Origin of the sequence: Comamonas sp. AG1104 (assembly GCF_003350425.1) — a bacterium.
GTDB lineage: Bacteria > Pseudomonadota > Gammaproteobacteria > Burkholderiales > Burkholderiaceae_C > Comamonas > Comamonas testosteroni.
The window spans coordinates 388,316-408,487 of the sequence record NZ_QQAS01000004.1 but is presented as its reverse complement, the minus strand read 5'-3'; the positions used below and the strand labels follow the sequence as shown (position 1 = coordinate 408,487).

Sequence of the window (20,172 nt, the reverse complement as noted above, 5' to 3'; positions counted from 1 at the left end):
GTTCGAGCGCCGTACCCCTCAAAATCCACAGCAGACAGGCTTACTTGGCCGTGCCCTTGGGCAGCACCTGCACCACAGCAGAGCGCTGGATCTGGACTTCCACGCCGGATGCCACTTCGATGTAGATGAATTGCTCGGCCATGCGGGTCACGGTGCCGATGATGCCGCCGGCGGTTGCCACTTCATCACCCTTGGCCAGCGCGTCGATCATGGAGCGGTGTTCCTTCTGGCGCTTCATCTGGGGACGAATCATCACGAAGTACAGCACCACGAACATCAGCACCAGAGGCAGCATGCCGGTGAGCGAACCCATGAAGCCGCCTTCAGCAGCGGCGGCAGGAGCGGTCTGGGCGAAAGCAGAAGAAATGAACACGAAAAAGACTCCGAAAGAGTGAATTTGTCAGGAATAGGTCCCGGCAGGCGCGCACTTGCACGATCTCGCCAGGTCAGCGGGACATTGTATTCGGCTGGCTTGTACCCAAGATTGGCATGGGCAGCCGCGCAGCACAGGCATTCCCTGATGCGATGCGGACCTCCCGTCCCACATCAACAATGCCCACAAAAAACATAGCTATCAGCGCATTGCTTGCATTGTTTTCTGACTGTTTTATATTTGAATATCAGTAAATACATGCGTTTGCAGCTATCAATCAGATAGTGCCGCCAGCGTCGCGCCTCTGGCCATGAATACAAAGGCCGGGTTGCCCCGGCCTTGTTGTGATGCACTTCGGCGCAATTAGTTCACTGCCAACAGCTTGACCGCTGGCGCAGCGGGTGCAGCCGAGCCATTCCAGCGAGTCATCAGCGTCTGCCACTTGATGCGCGCGGCCGCCAGATGGTGCTCCTTCACATGGCCGTAGCCTCGAATGTCTTCGGGGATGGAGGCGATCTCCACGGCCAGCGCCAGCTTGTCGGTCGTCAAACCCGTCAGCAGGGTTTCGATGCACTGGCGGTATTCGACGATCAAGGCACGCTCGGTGCGTCGCTCCTCGGTGCGGCCGAAGGGATCCAGCGCCGTGCCGCGCAACCCCTTCATGCCGGCCAGCCAGCCCATGGCCTTGCGCATCCAGGGGCCATAGGACTTTTTGAGCAGATGGCCCTGCTCGTCCTTCTTGGCGAAACCGGGGGGCGCCAGGTGATGCACGAGCTTGTAGTCGCCCTCGAACATGTCGCTGATCTTCTGAGTGAACGCCGCCTCGGTGTGCAGACGCGCCACCTCGTACTCGTCCTTGTACGCCATCAGCTTGAACAGATAGCGCGCCACGGCCTGGGACAGGCGCGTGCCCTGGGCCAGCGGCTCTTCCGCCGCGCGCACCTTGGCCACGAAGTCGCGGTACTGCTGGGCATAGGCCGCGTTCTGGTAGGCCGTGAGGAACTCCACACGCTTGTCCAGCATTTCCTCCAGCGACGGCTTCTTGACGAACTGGATCACCTGCGATGCCTGATACAGAGCGCGCACAGCCTCCAGATCATGGGCGCAGCGGCGGCCCCATTCAAAAGCCTCCTGGTTGCGTGCCACCTGCACGCCGTTGAGCTCCATGGCGCGCATCAGCGAGGCATGGCTCAGCGGCACCCTGCCTTTTTGCCAGGCGTAGCCCAGCATCATGGGGTTGGCGTAGATGCTGTCGCCCAGCAGGGCCGTGGAGGCCTTCTCGGCGTCGAAGCTGCCCAGGGCGCCATGACCCACGGCCTCGGCCAGCGCCGTGGCGCAGCGTGCGGCCGGCGACTGCCAGTCGGGGTTGCCCACGAAGGTGGCAGTGGGCGCGGCATGGCTGTTGAGCGCCACATAGGTGCGTCCCGGCTGCATCACGGACAAGGTGGTGGGCGTGGCCGCCACGATGGGGTCGCAGCCGATGACCAGATCGGCCTTGGCCATGTCCACCTTGGTGGTGTAGATGGCATCGGCGCGGTTGGCGATCTGGATATGGCTCCAGGTGGAGCCGCCTTTTTGCGCCAGGCCCGCAGCATCCTGCGTGACCACGCCCTTGCCTTCCAGGTGTGCGGCCATGCCCAGCAGCGAACCGATGGTGATCACGCCCGTGCCGCCGACACCGGCCACCACGATGCCCCAGGCCTGCTCGGCCACGGGCAGCACGGGCTCGGGAATGTTGGGCAGGGCTTCCAGGCTGCCCTTCTTCTCCTGCTTGGGCTTCTTGAGCTGACCGCCCTCGACGGTGACGAAGCTGGGGCAGAAGCCCTTGACGCAGGAATAGTCCTTGTTGCAGCTGTTCTGGTTGATGCGGCGCTTGCGCCCGAAATCGGTTTCCACGGGCTCCACCGACAGGCAGTTGGATTGCACCGAGCAGTCGCCACAGCCCTCGCAGACCAGCTCGTTGATGACCACGGTCTTGTCGGGCGTGGAAAGCGTGCCGCGTTTGCGGCGGCGGCGCTTTTCGGTGGCGCAGGTCTGGTCGTAGATGATGGCCGTGCAGCCCTTGAGCTCGCGGAACTGGCGCTGGATCGCATCCAGCTCGTCGCGGTGGTGCACGGTCACGCCCTCGCCCAGCTTCACGCCATCGTATTTCTCGGGCGCGTCGGTGACGATGACCAGCTTGCCCACGCCCTCGGAGAGCAGGCTGTTCATGATCTGCAGCACCGAATGGCCTTCGGGCCGCTCGCCCACGCGCTGGCCGCCCGTCATGGCCACCGCGTCGTTGTAGAGCACCTTGTAGGTGATGTTGGTGCCGGCCGCAATGCTCTGGCGTATCGCCAGCAGCCCGCTGTGGAAGTAGGTGCCGTCGCCCAGGTTGGCGAAGACATGGGCTTCCTTGGTGAAAGGCGCCTGGCCCACCCAGGTCACGCCCTCGCCGCCCATCTGCGTGAAGGTGCTGGTGCGGCGATCGGGCATCCAGGTGGTCATGTAATGGCAGCCGATGCCGGCCACGGCGCGCGAGCCTTCGGGCACGCGTGTCGAGGTGTTGTGCGGGCAGCCGCTGCAGAACCAGGGCGTGCGGTCGCCCGTGGAGACCTCCTTGGCGGCCTTGATCGCCGCTTCGCGGGCGTCAAGCACGGCCAGACGCTGCTGCATGCGCGTTTGCACATGCTCGGGCACGCCCAGCTTTTTGAGGCGCTGGGCAATGGCGCGCGCAATGATGGCGGGGGTCAGATCGGCCGTGGGGCGCAGCAGCCAGTCGGTGCTGGGGTTGGGCAGCGACCATTCGCCGCCATGCTCGTCGCTGAACTTGCCCACCACATTGGGGCGCACGTCGTCGCGCCAGTTGTAGAGCTCTTCCTTGATCTGGTATTCGATGACCTGGCGCTTTTCCTCGACCACCAGAATCTCCTGCAGGCCGCGTGCGAAATCGCGAGTGATCGTGGCCTCCAGCGGCCAGACCACGTTGACCTTGTGCAGCCTGATGCCCAGCTGGCGGCAGGTGTCCTCGTCCAGCCCCAGATCGGCCATGGCCTGGCGCGTGTCGTTATAGGCCTTGCCGCTGGCGATGATGCCGAAGCGGTCGTTGGGGCCCTCGATCACGTTGTGGTTGAGCTTGTTGGCGCGCACATAGGCCAGGGCCGCATACCACTTGTAGTTCATCAGCCGCGCTTCCTGCTCCAGCGGCGGATCGGGCCAGCGGATATGCAGGCCGCCGTCCGGCATCTGAAAGTCTTCGGGCAGGATGATGTTGACGCGATCCGGGTCCACCAGGACCGAGGAGGAGGACTCCACCACCTCCTGGATCGTCTTCATGCCCGACCACAGACCCGAGAAACGGCTCATGGCAAAGGCATGCAGGCCCATGTCCAGGATGTCCTGCACATTGCTGGGGAAGAACACCGGCGTGCCGCAGGCCTTGAAGATGTGGTCGCTCTGGTGCGCGGCCGTGGAGGACTTGCTGATGTGGTCGTCGCCCGCGATCGCAATCACGCCGCCATGCCTGGCCGTGCCCGCCATATTGGCGTGCTTGAACACGTCGGAGCAGCGGTCCACGCCCGGCCCCTTGCCATACCAGATGCCGAAGACACCGTCGAACTTCTTGGTTTCGGGGTAGAGATCGAGCTGCTGCGTGCCCCAGACGGCCGTGGCGCCCAGCTCTTCGTTCACACCGGGCTGAAAGACGATGTGATTCGCCTCCATATGCTTTTTGGCGGCCCACAGAGACTGGTCGTAGGTGCCCAGGGGCGAGCCGCGATAGCCGCTGATGAAGCCGGCGGTATTGAGCCCGGCCTGCGCATCGCGCAGGCGCTGCAGCATGGGCAGCCGGACCAGGGCCTGCACGCCGCTCATAAAGGCGCGGCCGCGGGCCAGGGAATATTTGTCGTCCAGAGTCACAGACTCCAGGGCACGACGGACTTCATCGGGCAAAGGGGCATTCATGGCTTGTCTCCATGTGGGTGACCACCCGTGGCAGCTGATGGCTACCAGAGCAGCATATTGCTTTGGGCATTCCTGCGCCAGAGGCACGGAACGCAAGTTGTTTGAGCAAAGTTTACGGAAAACGCACTGAATAGAGCTTTCTTTTTATTGCCGGGATTAACCTAGTTTTTGAAAGAATCTTGCTGTAAATTGCGGCTCATGAATCAACTTGATCGCTTCGACTGGGCCATCCTGAATGAGCTGCAGATGGATGGGCGCCTTACCAATGCCGAGCTGGCCCAGCGCGTGGGCCTGTCCGCCGCGCCCTGCTGGCGGCGCGTGCGCGCGCTGGAGGAGTCGGGCTACATCACCGGCTATCACGCCACGCTGGACCGCCACAAGCTGGGCCTGGGCGTGCTGGCCTTTGTGCGCGTGGATGCCGCACAGAACACGGCCGACATCACGCTGCGCATGGAGGAAGCCATTCGCCTGCTGCCCGAGGTCACCACCTGCCACTACATCAGCGGCGCGGGCACCTTCGAGCTGCAGGTCGTTGCCAGGGATCTGGAGAGCTTTTCCGGTTTTGTGCGCAATGTGCTGCTGCGCCTGCCCAACGTCAAAGACGTGCACACGATTTTTTCGCTGGGCGAAGTGAAGTCCAGCAGCGCGCTGCCGCTGCCCAGCACGCTGACGCACGCCTGAGTGCCGCCTGAGTGTTGCCTGCGCCAGGCCGGCGGCACTCAAAAGTGAAGCATGTGCCGCTTTGGTTCATCGCAAATGCAGACTCAATCCATATTGAAATCCTTGTTCATCAAGCGCTGAAAGCTCACTTATCAATAGCATTCAGCGCATGAGCAGCACTGGGCGCCGAGCCGGGCAGGTTTGAGAAACTACGTATTTGTCAGCACAACTTTCCTGCTACAGAATCGTGTCCCATGGCCCACGATGATTCCGCAGCACGCGCTCCCCAAAATCCAATAATTTCAGAATCCGGCCAGGTCCCTGCAGGCAAGCTGCTGGAAGATCCCTCGGCCATGCATGACGGCGGCGCGCCGCCTGCCGCGGCCCCGGGCCTCTGGACGCCGCTGGCCACACCCACCTTCCGCATGCTGTGGATGATCTGGATGACGGCCAATATCTGCATGTGGATGAACGATGTGGCGGCCGCCTGGCTGATGACATCGCTGACCACCTCGCCCGTGCTGGTGGCGCTGGTGCAGTCGGCCTCCACCTTGCCGGTGCTGCTGCTGGCCCTGCCCAGCGGGGCACTGGCCGATATCCTGGACCGGCGCCGCTACTTCATCGTCACCCAGTTCTGGGTGGCTGCCGTGGCGCTGCTGCTGTGCCTGGCCGTGCTCTCGGGCCGGCTGACGCCCTATCTGCTGCTGGCCCTGGTGTTTGCCAACGGCATCGGCCTGGCCATGCGCTGGCCGGTGTTCTCCGCGCTGATCCCCGAGCTGGTGCCCAAGCACCACCTGCCCTTTGCCATGGCGCTCAACGGCGTGGCCATGAATGCCTCGCGCATCATCGGCCCGCTGGTGGCGGGCGCCCTGATTGCCAGCCTGGGCAGTGCCTGGGTGTTTGTGCTCAACGCAGCTCTGTCCATCGTCTCGGGCTTTGTGCTGCTGCGCTGGAAGCGCCAGCAGCCCGCCAACCCGCTGGGCCGCGAGCGCCTGGGCTCGGCCATGCGGGTGGGCCTGCAGTTCATCCAGGAGTCCCCGCGCATGCATGCCGTGCTGCTGCGCACCGTCTGCTACTTTCTGCAGGCCGCCGCCATCATGGCGCTGCTGCCGCTGACGGCCCAGCGCCTGGACCACGGCACGGCCAGCAGCGGCAGCGCCGGCACCTTCACGCTGCTGCTGGCGTCCATGGGCGCGGGTGCCATCCTGGGCGCCATGCTGCTGCCGCGCATACGCCAGATGCTGTCGGGCGAGCGCACGGTGCTGGCCGGCGTGGCCGCGCAAAGCCTGGCCACGCTGACCGTGGCCTTCGCCCCCCATATCGCCGTGGCCGTGCCGGGCATGATGCTCTCGGGCCTGGCCCTGCTGGCCACGGCCAACACGCTGGGCGTGGCTGCGCAGATGGCCCTGCCCAACTGGGTGCGGGCACGCGGCATGTCCATATACCAGATGTCCATCATGGGCAGCACGGCCATTGGCGCCGCCATCTGGGGCAAGGTCGCCAGCCTGAGCTCGGTGCAGATCAGCATGGCCGTGGCGGCCGTCAGCGGGCTGACGGCCCTGCTGATCGTGCAGCGCCTGAACCCGGACCGCGACATCGAGGAAGACCTCAGCCCTTCGCGCGCCTTCACGCCGCCGACGGCCGCGCTGCCGCCCGAAGCCGGCCGCGTGGTGGTGACCATCGAGTACCTGATCGATCCGGCCAGGGCCGGCGCCTTCCGCGATCTGATGCAGCTGAGCCGGCGCAGCCGCCTGCGCCAGGGCGCTCTGTCCTGGAGCCTGCTGCACAGCATGAGCCAGCCCGAGCGCTTTGTGGAGCAGATCACCGACGAGTCCTGGACCGAACATCTGCGCCGCTTCGAGCGCGTGACGACCGCCGATGTGGCGCTGCGCGACCGCAAGCTGAGCTTTCACAAGGGCAAGGAGCCGCCCGTGGTGCAGCGCTACTTCACCGATGCTCTCTAAAAGAGAGCTGTCAGCACTCTCAACACATGAATTTCAGATAGCTACCCATTGAAATTCGTTGACTGACAAGCGCTTGCAGCTCCTGTTTTTGCATCAGCGCAGATGCGGCGCCGATCCGGCCAAGGCCTTGGGCCAGAAGGCCCAGAGCTTGAGCGGCTGCTTGATGCGGCCAGCCACATCGCCGGCCTCGGCCCCCCAGCCCATGAAATAGTCGGCGCGCACGGCGCCCAGAATCGCACTGCCCGTATCCTGCGCAAACACCAGGCGGTTGAGCGAGACCGTAGGGCCGGGCGTGGACAGCCAGACCGGCGTGCCGTAAGGGATGCTGTTACGGTCCACGGCAATGGAGCGGCCCGGCGTCAGCGCCACGCCCTGCGCGCCCTTGGGGCCGAACTGGGCATCGAAGTCATTGAGCGCCTCCTCGCGGAAGAACACATAGCGCGGATTGCTCCACAGCATCTCGTTGACACGCGAGGGATTGGCGGCAATCCAGGCGCTGATGCCGGGCCAGGTGGCATCGCGCACCAGGTTCTGGTCGAGCAGCCAGCGGCCCACGCTCTTGTAGGGCTGATCGTTGGTGCCGGCATAGGCCACGCGGATCATGCGCTGGCGACCGTCGGCCTCGGTCAGCATCAGCCGGCCCGAGCCCTGGATATGCAGCACCAGCATGTCCACCGGGTCGCGCAGCCAGGCAATGGCGCGGCCGGCCAGGGCGGCCTGCGCCTCGGGGATGGTGTCGATCTGCTGGCGCGTGAACCAGGGCTTGCGCTTGCCAAAGCCCTGCGGGACCTGATAGATGGGCACATTGAAGCCGTTGCCCTGCACCCGGCGCGCCTCGTACAGGGGCTCGTAATAGGCGGTCAGCATGCCGTCGGGGCTGCCCGTGGTCGCTTCGATGCGATAGGGCTGCAGCGTGTTCATCATCCAGCTGCGCTGCTCGTCTTCCGAGGCAATGCTCAGGCGGCGCACCTCGCCGCACAGATTGGCAAACACGGTGCTGGGACGCTCGCAGTTCTTGATCCAGGCATTCCAGGCCTCATTCAGAGAATCCTGGGGCACGCCGGGCAACTCGCCCCAGTCCACCGCCACCCAGCGGCTTTTAGTCGGTACATTGGCGGTGAACGGCGGCTTGGCTGCGGAAGCCGGCCCGCCATGCGGAGCCATCTCTGGCACCGGTGCCGGGTCGTTTTGCTGCTTGGTGGTGGTGCATGCCACCAGGGTTCCTACAATCAGCGCCAGTGAAGCTCGGCGCAGGAGATGGAAATTCATGGGTCTGATTTTGCTTGAAGCACTGCTGGCGTTGGCCATTTTGGTCGCTATTGTGTGGTGGACCATGTTCTCGGGTCGAAAAAAGGGTGAGTTGCCGGCCCCGGTCGAGCCGGCGCCGCACAAAGAAGTGCTTGCAGACCCCGAACAAGATCGCTCTAATCGAGCTTAGCCCATGGCGCTGCAGCCACTGCAGCGCGGGCCGGATGTGACAATCTTTTGCATCAGAAACCGCTCGCTGGCCCGCGTCCTACTTTTTTTGCCTTCTCTTGGCAGTACGCTCGTGGCCTTGCAGCTTTTACGCGAAGCTGGTTTGCAAGACCCTCCGGGTCGTTTATCAAACTAAGGAGTTTTCTATGCGCAAGCAAATGGCTGTGACGGCCGCTCTGGCCTCTGCATTGTTGATCACCGGCTGCGCCAATACCGGCGGCATGTCGGACACCACGCGTCGTACTGCCACCGGTGCAGGCGTGGGCGCACTGGGCGGCGCTGCCATCGGCGCCATTGCTGGTGGCCATGCCGGCAAGGGTGCACTGATCGGTGCCGGTGTCGGCGCCCTGGGCTCCTATATCTGGTCGCAGAACCTCGAGAAGCAAAAGCGCGAAATGGAAGCCGCGACCCAGGGCACAGGCGTGGGCGTGACACAGACCGCGGACAACCAGCTCAAGCTGGACATCCCCAGCGATATTTCCTTTGACACCGGCCGCGCCGACATCAAGGGCAACTTCGCTCCCATCCTCGATCGCTTTGCCGAAGGTCTGCGCAACAACCCCAACGCAGAAGTGCGCATCATCGGTCACACCGACAGCACAGGCTCCGATGCCATCAACAACCCTCTGTCGCTGCAGCGCGCCGAGAGCACCCGCAACTACCTGACATCGCGCGGCGTCAACGGCGCCCGCATCCAGGTGCAGGGCATGGGCTCGCACCAGCCCGTGGCGTCCAATGCCACCAACGAAGGCCGTGCGCGCAACCGCCGCGTGGAAATCTTCGTGGGTGAGCGCGCTCCTCAGTAAGACAGGCACCAGCCAGCAAAAAGCCCCGCAAAGCGGGGCTTTTTTCATGCCGCGAAGGTTTGCGCTCAGGCGTTGCGCAGCAGATTGGCCAGCTCGACCGCCGACTTGACCTGCATCTTGTCGAAGACACGCGCCCGGTGCACTTCCACGGTGCGCACGCTGATATCGAGCTGATCGGCAATCAACTTGTTCGGCACACCCTCGACAACCAGTTTCATCACGTCCTTTTCCCGATCGGTCAGCTCGTCCAAGCGGCTGCGCACCTCTTCGCGCGCCTGCAAGGCGGCCAGATGCTCGGCAGACAGCGCCAGCGCCTGCTCCACCCGGTCCACCAGCGCGTTGTCGGAAAACGGCTTCTCGCAGAAATCGAAGGCACCGCGCTTGACCGTATCCACGGCCGTCGGAACATCGGCATGTCCGGTCAGAAAGATCACGGGCATGGCCTCGATCTGGCCGCGCTCCAGCATGCGGTTGAACAGCGACAGGCCGCTCATGCCCGTCATGCGCATATCGAGCAGCAGGCAACAGGGCCGGCGCGTCACGGGGCTGGTCTGCAGCACGGCCTGCTCGAATTCTTCGGCGTTGCGATAGCACTCGCTCAGCAATCGGCGCGAACGCAGCAGCCATGCCAATGCCTCTCGGACATCGGCATCGTCGTCCACCACGTAGACGGTAGCGTCGGTTACAGGTTCCATGAAGCCTAGTTCTCTCTGGGTTCCCAGTGGGCCGGCAGCGTGAAGACAAACTCCGTGCCCTGCGGGAGGTGCGGGCGGTAATCAAGATGACCACCATGTTGCTCCACCACCGTGCGGCACAGGCTCAGGCCCAGGCCCATGCCTTCGGTGCGCGTGGTGAAGAAGGGGGTGAACAGCTGCTCGGCGACTTCCGCAGAAATGCCTGCGCCGCAGTCCATGATGGAAAATTCTACCCAACGCGCGTTATTACCGTCAGAACTGCGCCTGACAGCCATGGTCAACACCCTTTCCTTGAGCTCGGGCAGGTCCATGGCCTGCATGCCGTTGCGCGCCAGATTGAGCAGCACCTGCTCGACCATGGTGACATCGCACAGCACCCCCGGCAGATCGGGCTCCAGCTCCAGCTGCACATGTGCATTGAGCTTGTGTGCCTGCAGATAGACCAGGGGCATGACGGCATCGATCAGCTCCACGGGCTGCACCGTCTCTCTGGACTTGTCGCGCCGGCGCACGAAATCGCGCACGCTCTTGATGACCTTGCCTGCGCGGTCGGCCTGAAAACTGATGCGCTCCAGAGCCATGCGCAAGTCCTTGAGATGCGGAGCTTGAGGATCAGTCGACTCATGCTCCAGCAGATTGAGCGAGCCTGTGGCATAGCTGGAAATGGCGGCCAGCGGCTGTGTCAGCTCATGGCTGAGCATGGAGGCCATCTCGCCCACCGTCGCCAGGCGTGCCGTAGCCTGCAGGCGCTCCTGGGAGGCACGCGACAGCTCCTCCATGCGGCGCTGCTCGCTGATGTCGATGAAGGCGCTCATCCAGCCCGTGTGCTGGCCCTGGGCGGTGATCAGCGGCGCCTCGAAAATCAGCACCGGAAAGCGCGAGCCGTCCTTGCGCATGAAAACGCTCTCGTGACCCTGGCGCGGTGTGGGCAGCAAGCCGGCAAGGCGCTGATCGCGCCGGCTCACGTACTCCTGGGCCAGCTCGGGCGGCCAGTAAGGCGCCACATTGAGGCCCAGCAGCTCCTGTGCGCTGAAGCCCACCATATTGCAAAAGGCCGGGTTCACATAGGTGATGCGGCCCTGGAGATCGCGGGCACGCATGCCCGTGACCAGGGAGTCCTCCATGGCCTTGCGAAAGGCCAGCGCGTCGCCCAGATCGCGCTCCGCCCGCAGGCGGCGGCGGTTGTCGCGCACCAGCACCACCACCACGGACACCAGCGCGATCGACATGCCGGTCACCAGCGCCGTCATCACATTCGGAAAGACGCTGGGCGCGTGATGCCAGCTGTCCATGCGCAGCACCAGGGTGTTGCCGGGCAAATCAAGCAGTTGCTGGGCCGTGAACATGCGCGAGCCGCGCCAGGCCGCCCCCACCATGGCCAGACGCGTGCCGTCCGGCTCGGTGAACGAAACCTCCTGGGTGCGAGGCAGGGACTTGCCCACCTGGGCCATGAGAATGCCTTGCAGGCTGTAGGTGCCCAGCACATAGCCCACCACATGGCCGTTCTCCGTCAGCGGCATGCAGACCTGCATGGTCTCCGTGCCCAGGCCCTCGCCCAGCAGCTGGAAGCGGCTGGGGGAATACGATGGCCCGTTGACGCGTCTGGCCTGGGTACAGGTCAGTGCCTCGCCCGAATGCAGCTCGGGCAAATGGCTTTCGTCTTCGACCAGCAGGGTGCGATAAGGCGTCTCTGCATGCTCGATGAGGCGCATGTTTTCGCCCCGCCACTCAATGCGCATCAGGTCACGGCGCTGCTGCAGCAACTCGGTCGCATGCTCACGCCAGGCCGAGTGCTTGCCGCTGTAGGCGCTCAGTGCCAGCAGGTCCTGCAGATTGCGCCCCAGCGCTGCACGGATATCGCCAACGGCATTGGCGGTATCGCGCTCCAGCTTTTCCTGCACCTGCGATGCTTCATAGCGCCCGGCCAGCCAGACCATGGTGACCAGCATGCTCACCACCAGTGCCACCAGCAAGGTCCATAGCGACCAGCGCTTCCAGGCCATGCGCCAGCGCCGCCAGGGCCAATGGGCAGGATGGTCCTCGGGCAGCTCGTCAAGAGCGGTATTCAGCGGATCAGTCACAGCACACGATGGCTCAAGGCCGGCAATTGCTGGCGCACTTGCAGCAAGCGGTCACGATTGAGCTCTCCCGCCACCACGCCGGCGCCGCTGGCCTGCAGGCCCTGCACCTCGCCCCAGGGATCGATCAGCAGACTGTGGCCCCAGGTGCGACGACCGTTTTCATGCACGCCGCCCTGGCCCGGTGCCAGCACATAGGCCAGGTTCTCTATCGCCCGCGCCCGCAGCAACACCTCCCAGTGCGCCTGGCCCGTGGTGTAGGTAAAGGCACTTGGCACCAGCAGCAGATCGGCCCCCTGTGCGCTGAGCGCGCGGTACAGCTCGGGAAAGCGAAGGTCATAACAGACACTCAGGCCCAGACGCCAGCTCACGCCATTCCTGGCCTGTACGTCGCAGACCACGGGCTGACTGCCCGCCTGCACCACGGCGGCCTCGGTATAGCTCTCGCGCCCGTTGTCGAACTGAAACAGGTGGATCTTGTCGTAGCGGGCCACGCATTCGCCGTCGGGTGAAAAGACCAGACTGGTGTTGAGCACATGGTTGTCGTCAGCGGCCTGCAGCGGCAGCGTGCCGGCCACCACCCATAGCTGCAGCTGCCTGGCGGCAGCGGCCATGAAGTCCTGGATCGGCCCCTGACCAAACACCTCGCGGTAGGCCAGCTTGTCGGTGTCCCTGGCTCCCATGGCACAGAAATACTCGGGCAGCACCACCAGCTCCGCGCCCAGGGCAGCGGCCTGCTGCATCAGGCTGCGCGCCTGTGCCAGATTGGCGGCGACATCCTGACCCGAGACCATTTGTAGAGCGGCAATCTTCATGGCTTCTCCTCTGAGCTTGGGGCGGCAGCGGGCTGCTTGCCGACACCGTCGGCACCGGCCTTGGGCACGCTGCGCCTGGGCAGCTCGGTCACCTGCGGGTCTTCCCAGCTGCCGTGGATATGGAACTCCTTGGTCGTGGCCGCAATCAGCGGGCCACGCAAAATCATCTGGGCCAGAAAGCTGCTCAGCCCCACCACGGGGTTGATGGCCGTGGCGACCAGGGAGGCGGACAGGGCGTTGATCTCCGGCACCACCACCACATGCAGGTCCTGGGTTTCCTTGTCGATATCGGCAGAGCCCTCCATCAGCACGGCCGCGTTCACGCCCTTCATCTGCATGTTATTCGTCTTGGCTATGCCGCGCTCTATGGTGACATCGCCCCGCATGAAGTCGAACGAGAAGCCGTTGCGGAACACGTCGCGGAAGTCCAGCGTCAGCCGCCTGGGCAAGGACTGAAGGCTGAGCACGCCCAGCAGCTTGGCCAGTCCCGGATCTGCCTTGAGGAACTGGCCCTTTTGCACCTCCAGATGCACGGCGCCGGACATGGTCTTGAACTCCGGCGTCACGGGCGCTCCTGTCCAGCTGACTTCACCCTGCAGCTGACCCTGTCCATTGGCAACCACGCCAGGCATGTCAAAGCGATTGAGCAGCTTGCCCACATCGCGCAGATTGAGCTGGAACTGCAGCTGGGTCTGACCCGGGTGCTTTTTGTCACTGGAGCGCAGCCCCCAGGAACCCTGGGCCGTCAATGTCGCCTCGGGCGTGCTGATATTGAAGCGCGACAGCTGCCATTCGCGCTGCCCTGCGCCTACGGACAGCCCGTGATTGCGCGCCACCACATCCAGCTTGCCCAGCGAACGCTTGCCCAGCTGGAAGTCGTCCACGCTGACCTGCAAGGCCGGTAGCTCGCGCACATTGCCGGTCTGTTCCGCAGCAGCATCCAGCCCTTCGTCCGGGCCATCGGGAATGCTCAGACGCGAGAGCTTGGCGATGACAAGGCCGCCCGGCTCCTGAGCAGATGACTCGCGATACTCCACACGCCCCGCCAGCTCGCGTGACTGGATCTGACTGGTCCAGACCTTGTTGGCATGGCTGAGCTGCAGCGACACATCATTGAGCGAGCGGCCATGGAGCTTGACCTCGCGCGCCTTGAGCGCCAGCTGCTGCGGCACAAACTGGCGCCAGCTCTCTTCCCCGGTACCGGAGCCATCGGCAGCGCCCCCTGTTCCATCGGACCACAAACGACTCCAGGCATCCAGATCAAGCACCGGCAGTTGCACCCTGGCCTGCAGGCCCGCAAGCGGCAAAGCGGCTTCCGCCTTGCCCGCCTCCACCAGCTCCAGGCTGCCGCGTGTGATGCGAGCCTGCGCCCCGGTGATATCGCGCTCCAGCAAGGCTGCTAACTGATTGCCCCATTGCACGCCGAACTGATCGGTCAGCGGCTTGGCCACGGCTGGCACTGTGCGGTTGACACGCAAGGCCAGGGAGCTGTCAGCCGCCTTGCCCAAAGGAGCTGGCAACATGACCGCCATGCCTTGCAGGTCGGACTGCAGACTGATTTCCGGCACGCTGTGCAGCACCTTGATCTGCAAGCCATAACGGGCCTGGCCTTGCAGATGCTTGCCCAGAGCCGCCAGTTCGCTCATCTCCTTGGCATCTCGCAGGCCCTGGGCCGTGGCAACACCGTCCACACGCACTTGCACCGGAGCCGTGGCGGCATCGGCGGCAGGCTTCATGCCGCCCTCTATGCGCACATCACCGCCCAGCGCTTTGGCCTGTACGCCCGAGAGCTGAAAGCCGGTCTCCGAAAACTGCACATTGCCGCGAAGTTGGCTGAGTGTGGGCACATCGGGCATCAGCTGCAGCGTATTGCCCGCCAGCGCCACTTCACCCTGTACCTTGCTGCGCTCCATATGCATGGTGGGCAGATGCAACCGGAGGCTGAGCTTGGCATTGCCCGTGGCCTTGCTGCTATCCAGAGCATGGGCAGTCAGCGCAGACAGGGCAGAGCCTTGAACCAGGTTCAGCATATCGCCCAGGGCTCCATGAGCCTTGGCGTTGACCTCCACCTCGGTCAGGTTCCAGTCGGCCACGCCGGCCTGCGCTTCATCAACCACGATGGCGGTATGCCCCAGAAAGCCCTTGGCCTTGCGCACCTGCATGGAGTTGCGGTCGAAAACCAGCTCGCCCGACAGCCTGGTCAGCGGCGGCCAGGGCTTTTCGCCGGGGCCGAGCAGATAGCCGGGCACGAACTGGTAGTTCACGTCATGTACCTGGGCACTGATGTGGAATTCGCCCTTGCCCGGTTTTTCAAACGGCACATGCTCGAGCTCGCCCTTGACGCGGAAGTTCACCGCGCTGGCCTGCCCCGTGGTGATGGCCTCGCGCACATAGCGCAGCGCATCGCTGCCCAGATCCTGGGGCAGATAGCGATAAATGCGCTCCCCCTTGGCGCGGCTGAGCTGCCCCTGCAGATCCAGCAGCCCCGGAAAGCGCGGCTGCTCCTTGGTCCCGGCACCGGACTGCCAGCTGGCCTGGGCCTGGCCTGCCGTGTCCTCATTGGCGAAACGCAGCCGGGGCACCTGCACCTTGATGGACTGGCCCTTGTCCAGCACCTGCCAGCGCACCAGGCTGTCGAACTGGTCGAACGGAATATCGGGGTCTTCAAACACTCCGGGGAAGCTCAGCATGGCCTGATTGGCGGCCGCTGTCTTGGTCAGCGTTGCCTCGCCGCTGTCCTGGTCCAGGCTGAACTTGCCGCTCAAGCCCCGCACGCCTGGAATGCCTATGCTGTGCGGGCCATCCTGCGAAGCCTGGGAACGCAAGCCCAGCTGCTCGAAGCGCCCCGAAGCCTTGTACTGGGCCAGCTGCTGCAGAGGTCCGCGCCATGACAGCTTGAGATCACTCAGCAGTCCTGCCGGCGCAAGCGCCTTGAGCTGGGTCTGCACGGCCTGCGGCAGGGGCAGACGCTGCAGCATCTGCGCCGCAATGGCCAGGTCGATGCCATCGGCCTGAACGTCGCCATGCTCGCCCTGGCTGCCCTGCTCGGAAGCGCCAGTCGGCACATAGCGCAGGCTGAAATCACCTCTAGGCCAGTTCAGGCCGTCATCGGCCGTGAACTGCAAACCCTGGACGGAAAACTGGTAACCGTTCTGGTTCTTGGCCCGCAGACGCCCCCGCAAGGCCTGCAGGGCCAGGGGCTCAGGTCTGTCCCGCCATTGAAGTTGCAGCGCCTGCACGGCGACATCGGCCACCCCGCCCACGGGCTGTCCGTGCTCCACATCCAGCCAGGCCCTGACCGAGCCCTTGCCCTGCTGCAGCTTCCAGTCCTGCGGACCCAGATACTGGCCAAGATGGGACAGGTCGATATGCGTGAAGTCCAGATAAGCCTGTCCGCTCCAGCGCTCCAGACGCCCTTCATGCACCGACAGCAAAGGCTCCTTGAAGTTGCCCATGACCGTAAAGCGCTGGCCCCAGTCCTGCGGCGGCGTGGCATCCAGCCGCAGGGAGTGATGCCAGCGCTTGTTGCGCAGCACCAGATCCACATCCTGCAGCTGCAAGGGCGCAGCATTGCGCAGCTCGTCCACCCACTGCAGCTTGCCGCTGCGGATGGCGATTTCGGGCTGGGAGAAGATCCAGTCAGAGTCGGTTCCCTGCCCCGGATCGGATGACACGGCAATACCGGCGACAAAGATCTGACCGTCGGCATCGCGACGGACCGTCAGATCCGGCCCCTCCAGATATATCTGCTCGACTCCCAGGGTCATCAGCGAATGGGCGGAGACCGCCACCACCACTTTGGGCAGCAGCAAGGCCTCACTCTTGTTCGCGGGGTCATGCAGGACTACGTCGCCCAGCTCGAAAGTCGGCACCAGACCCGATCGGTACGCATGCAGCCGGCCTATGGAAACCGGTACACCCAGGCTGCGTGAGGCCAGGGATTCCAGCTCGGGGCGCCACTGTTCGATTCGCGGCACAATCCAGAAATGGAGCCCCCCCCACACGGTGGCCAGAAGCAGCCACAGGCTAAGGACCAGTCCCAGAGACCACCGTGCCAAGCTGGCCAGCCTATGAATTTGGCGAGTTGGGAGTGGTTTCGGTTCGATCATCGGTGGCCTAGCAATGGCAGGAATTATGACCGGCGCCCCCGTGCGCGTTTCGGTAACCACACGTTGCCGAGCTGATTACCTGCCTGCCTGACACCATTTTTTACGGTCCGCATGCAGTCCCCAGAGCAAGCAATGGCAGAAAACGCCCTCAATGTTCCTTCCCCGGCCCAGTACTCGCGCTTTGTGCAGCGCCTTCACCGCCGTTACGAGAACTGGTTTGATGCCTTGCCGCCGGGAGCCCCCGACCGGTCTCTGATGGAGCAGGCCCTGGGCACGCTGCACTCGCGCGGCCTGGATCTCTCCGCTTCACTGCGCGTGCTGCGCCAGCTGGTGATGGAGCGCATCATCGTGCTGGACTGCGAGCAAGGCGCTTCTCTTGGCGTGGTGACCAAGGCCGTCACCGAGCTGGCCGAGCTGGCCCTGGACCGTGCCTGCACCCAGGTCCGTGCCGAACTGGATGCCCGGCACGGCGCGCCCCAGGGGCCGACAGGTCAGGAAGTCCAGTTCTGGGTCATAGGCATGGGCAAGCTAGGCGCCCGCGAGCTCAATGTCTCCAGCGACATCGACCTGATCTACGTCTACGAACATGACGGCGACACCCGGGGCCAGGCCGACGGCCGCGGCGTGATTTCCAACCACGAGTACTTCGGCCGTGCCGTCAAAGGCATCTTCAGCCTGATCGGCGACACCACCGAGCACGGCTTTGTCTTTCGCGTCGACCTGGCCCTGCGGCCCAACGGCAATTCCGGCGCCCCCGCCGTCTCGCTGTCCTCGCTGGAGGAGTATCTGCAGATTCACGGCCGGGAGTGGGAGCGCTTTGCCTGGCTCAAGAGCCGCATCGTGGCGCCGCTGGCCGATATCCAGACCCCCAACGTCCAGGCCCTGCGCGGCGTGGTGCTGCCCTTTGTGTTCCGCCGCTATCTGGACTATGCGGTGTTTGACTCGCTGCGCAGCCTGCACCGCCAGATCCGCGACCACGCCTCCAAGCGCAGCGCGGGCCACCCCGAGCGCGCCAATGACGTCAAGCTCTCGCGCGGCGGCATCCGCGAGATCGAATTCATCGTGCAGCTGCTGCAGGTGGTGCGCGGCGGCCAGTTCCCCGAGCTGCGCCGCCGACCCACGCTGGAAGCCCTGCAGCGCCTGGTGCAGGCCAATCTGATGAGCGCCGAGATTGCCGATGCGCTGAGCCGCGCCTACATCTTCTTGCGCCAGGTGGAACACCGCATCCAGTACCTGGACGACCAGCAGACCCACGTGCTGCCCACACGCGACGATGATCTGCTGTGGATTGCCCGCACCCTGGGCTATGCCGATGCCTGCGGCTTTCTGCACCAGCTCGACGAGCACCGCGAACTGGTGGCGCAGGAGTTCGACACCTTGCTCGGCGGTGACTCCCAGCAATGCAGCAACGGTCACTGCAATGCCGCCAAGGCAGCGGCAGGCGGGCCGCCCACGCCCAGAGACATCGAAGACCTGATCGAGGCCCTGCCCCCCTCACTGGCCGGGCAGGTCGCCGACTGGCGCAGCAACACCCGCATCAACGGCCTGCGCGACGAAGCGCGGGCCCGCTTGTTCAGACTGGTGGAGCGCACCTCGCAATGGGTGGAAAGCGGCCAGTCCAGCGAAGAAGCCGCCAAACGCTTTCTGCAGTGGCTGGAGCCCCTGCTGCGCCGTGAAAGCTACCTCGCCTTGCTGCTGGAGCGCCCGGCAGTTCACGAGAGACTGCTACATCTTTTGGGGGCGGCACGCTGGCCAGCACGTTACCTGCAACAACACCCCGGCGTGATCGACGAGCTGGCCAGCGATGCCATCCTCAAGGAGCGCTTTGTCGCAGCAGACTTCGAGCACGAGCTGGCCATGCGTCTGGCAGCATTGCAGTCCACGGGCGAGGACGACGACGAAACCCTGCTCAATCTGCTGCGCCGCGCCCACCATGCCGAAGTCTTCCGCACGCTGGCTCGCGATATCGAAGGCCGCATTACCGTAGAGCAAGTGGCCGACGACCTCAGCGCCCTGGCCGACAGCGTGCTTCGCATCACGGCCCAATGGTGCTGGAGCCGGCTCAAGAGCCGCCATCGCGATACGCCACGTTTCGGCATCGTGGGCTACGGCAAGCTGGGCGGCAAGGAACTGGGCTACGGCAGCGATCTGGACATCGTCTTCGTCTTCGATGACGACGATGACCGCGCGCCCGAGGTCTACGCGGCCTATGTGCGCAAGCTCATCAACTGGCTGACCGTCAAGACCGGTGAAGGCGATCTGTTCGAGATCGACACCGCGCTGCGCCCTAACGGCAACTCGGGCCTGCTGGTGACCAGCTTCGAGTCCTATGCCAATTACCAGCAGCAGCGCGGCAGCAACACTGCCTGGACCTGGGAACATCAGGCCATGACGCGTGCCCGCTTTGTGCTTGGCAGCCGCGACTTTCCCTCGCCTGCAGGCGAACCTGCGACCGATCTGCACCTGCATCAGCGCTTTGATGCGGTGCGCGAAGCCGTCATCACCGCACCCCGCGATGCCGCTGCTCTGCGCAACGAGATTGAAACCATGCGTGAGCGGGTGCGCGGCGCCCACCCGGTACGCGGCGGCCTGTTTGACGTCAAACACAGCCCCGGCGGCATGGTGGATGTGGAATTTGCCGTCCAGTACCTGGTGCTGGCCGAATCCGGCGCACACCGCGAGCTGATTGCCAATGTGGGCAATATCGCCTTGCTGCAGCGCGCCGAAGACGCGGGCCTGCTGCCCAAGGCAGTGGGCTATGAAGCAGCCAAGGCCTACCGCGAGCTGCGCCGCCTGCAACACGTGGCAAGACTGGATGAGCGCTCCGGACAGCTGGAACCAGAACAGGCCCAAGCCCAGCGTGAAGCGGTACTCAAGCTCTGGACTGCGGTGTTCGGGCCTGTCGCCTCAGCGCAAAGCAGCTAGCTGTCTCAAGGGACCGGAGATTGGTGGGCACCTGCTTTTCGAGGCGCTGGCAGCATCCATCAAGATTTGCCTACAGGCATTGCCAAATTGTTACAAAAATGAAACCCACGGGGGCTGGAACTTCTGCAACAGTGTCTTATCTGATAGTCAAGTGCAATGAACTGACAGGTCTGCATTCACCAATTTCCAGTTGCGAAGCCCTTGGGTACGCCCATTGAATCATCCCCGGAGCGCTTCTCCTCCCTCCCTCTCTTAATTCGTTTCGGGATGCTTCGCAGCTTTTTTATGCCCCAAAAAAGGCCACTTTCGAGTGGCCTTTTCTTTGACGG

At 64.1% G+C, this 20,172-nt stretch carries 12 protein-coding genes; 5 read left to right on the top strand and 7 right to left on the bottom strand.

Features of this window, described 5'->3' with window-relative positions; all coding sequences use genetic code 11:
• Nucleotides 1-40: 40 nt before the first annotated feature.
• Nucleotides 41-373 (bottom strand): preprotein translocase subunit YajC, encoded by a 333-nt coding sequence (yajC, locus tag DFO48_RS13665; RefSeq protein WP_003066810.1) that lies wholly within the window; start codon nucleotides 371-373, stop codon nucleotides 41-43.
• Between the two features lie 363 nt (nucleotides 374-736).
• On the bottom strand, nucleotides 737-4,315 hold the full coding sequence (locus tag DFO48_RS13660; RefSeq protein ID WP_114863719.1) for an indolepyruvate ferredoxin oxidoreductase family protein: 3,579 nt from the start codon (nucleotides 4,313-4,315) through the stop codon (nucleotides 737-739).
• A gap of 198 nt (nucleotides 4,316-4,513) precedes the next feature.
• Here DFO48_RS13660 and DFO48_RS13655 point away from each other — a divergent pair, with 198 nt between their 5' ends.
• Together DFO48_RS13655 and DFO48_RS13650 are read left to right on the top strand one after the other, a co-directional pair.
• On the top strand, nucleotides 4,514-4,996 hold the full coding sequence (locus tag DFO48_RS13655; RefSeq protein WP_003072240.1) for an Lrp/AsnC family transcriptional regulator: 483 nt from the start codon (nucleotides 4,514-4,516) through the stop codon (nucleotides 4,994-4,996).
• Nucleotides 4,997-5,229: 233 nt separating this feature from the next.
• Complete coding sequence (locus DFO48_RS13650) at nucleotides 5,230-6,939, top strand: MFS transporter (RefSeq protein ID WP_114863718.1); 1,710 nt, start codon at nucleotides 5,230-5,232, stop codon at nucleotides 6,937-6,939.
• A 93-nt stretch (nucleotides 6,940-7,032) separates the two neighbouring features.
• Here the strand turns inward: DFO48_RS13650 and DFO48_RS13645 are convergent, their stop codons facing one another.
• A complete protein-coding gene (locus DFO48_RS13645) occupies nucleotides 7,033-8,208 on the bottom strand; it encodes a murein transglycosylase A (RefSeq protein ID WP_003072236.1) in 1,176 nt (391 codons plus the stop codon).
• Here DFO48_RS13645 and DFO48_RS25450 point away from each other — a divergent pair.
• Nucleotides 8,207-8,377 (top strand): hypothetical protein, encoded by a 171-nt coding sequence (locus tag DFO48_RS25450; RefSeq protein WP_003072234.1) that lies wholly within the window; start codon nucleotides 8,207-8,209, stop codon nucleotides 8,375-8,377. The genes DFO48_RS13645 and DFO48_RS25450 overlap by 2 nt on opposite strands.
• A gap of 184 nt (nucleotides 8,378-8,561) precedes the next feature.
• Nucleotides 8,562-9,221, top strand: a complete 660-nt coding sequence (locus tag DFO48_RS13640; RefSeq protein WP_003066797.1) for an OmpA family protein — start codon at nucleotides 8,562-8,564, stop codon at nucleotides 9,219-9,221.
• A 65-nt stretch (nucleotides 9,222-9,286) separates the two neighbouring features.
• On the opposite strand, the gene DFO48_RS13635 is transcribed toward DFO48_RS13640, so the two are convergent.
• The 4 genes from DFO48_RS13635 to DFO48_RS13620 are packed head-to-tail and all read right to left on the bottom strand — an operon-like array spanning nucleotide 9,287 to nucleotide 16,867.
• Complete coding sequence (locus tag DFO48_RS13635) at nucleotides 9,287-9,916, bottom strand: response regulator transcription factor (RefSeq protein WP_003066795.1); 630 nt, start codon at nucleotides 9,914-9,916, stop codon at nucleotides 9,287-9,289.
• Nucleotides 9,917-9,921: 5 nt separating this feature from the next.
• On the bottom strand, nucleotides 9,922-11,997 hold the full coding sequence (locus tag DFO48_RS13630) for a nitrogen regulation protein NR(II) (RefSeq protein WP_114863717.1): 2,076 nt from the start codon (nucleotides 11,995-11,997) through the stop codon (nucleotides 9,922-9,924).
• A complete protein-coding gene (locus tag DFO48_RS13625; protein ID WP_114863716.1) occupies nucleotides 11,994-12,809 on the bottom strand; it encodes a carbon-nitrogen hydrolase family protein in 816 nt (271 codons plus the stop codon). The genes DFO48_RS13630 and DFO48_RS13625 overlap by 4 nt, the downstream gene beginning before the upstream one ends.
• Nucleotides 12,806-16,867 (bottom strand): YhdP family protein, encoded by a 4,062-nt coding sequence (locus DFO48_RS13620; protein WP_114863715.1) that lies wholly within the window; start codon nucleotides 16,865-16,867, stop codon nucleotides 12,806-12,808. Before DFO48_RS13620 ends, DFO48_RS13625 begins: the two co-directional genes overlap by 4 nt.
• A 183-nt stretch (nucleotides 16,868-17,050) precedes the next feature.
• Between DFO48_RS13620 and glnE the strand changes: the two genes are divergently transcribed.
• The gene (gene glnE / locus DFO48_RS13615) at nucleotides 17,051-19,843 is read left to right on the top strand and encodes a bifunctional [glutamate--ammonia ligase]-adenylyl-L-tyrosine phosphorylase/[glutamate--ammonia-ligase] adenylyltransferase (RefSeq protein WP_114863714.1); all 2,793 of its coding nucleotides are present in this window, start codon (nucleotides 17,051-17,053) and stop codon (nucleotides 19,841-19,843) included.
• Nucleotides 19,844-20,172: the final 329 nt, after the last annotated feature.